Consider the following 329-nt stretch of genomic DNA (forward strand, 5'->3'; position numbering starts at 1 on the left):
CTAGATGACTATTATCTCTTTCATGAAACACTAAGAGATTATAGAAACAAACAAAGTAAAGAGCAACAAGAAGAGTTAGAACGCGTCTTAAGAAATGAACGTTTCCGAGGGCGTCAAAGAGTGTTAAGAGACTTACGTATTGTGTTTAAAGAGTTTGATCTCCGTACCCGGTAAGAAGCTATGCAAAAAAAATGGAAAAAATTAGAAAAAGTAGTTGACAAAGTTTAAAAAGTGGGTATAATAGTAAGAGTTGAAAACAACAACTCAGGTCCGTTGGTCAAGGGGTTAAGACACCGCCTTTTCACGGCGGTAACACGGGTTCGAATCCC

The 329-nt window shown here is 38.0% G+C and carries 1 pseudogene; it reads left to right on the plus strand.

The features are described 5' to 3' along the window. Positions 1-174 (plus strand): annotated as a pseudogene (locus tag ADH54_RS12340) (sigma-70 family RNA polymerase sigma factor); the annotation flags it as partial. Positions 175-329 lie beyond the last annotated feature (155 nt).

This window comes from Streptococcus pseudopneumoniae (assembly GCF_001072315.1).
In the GTDB taxonomy this organism is placed as follows: Bacteria; Bacillota; Bacilli; order Lactobacillales; family Streptococcaceae; genus Streptococcus; species Streptococcus pseudopneumoniae_R.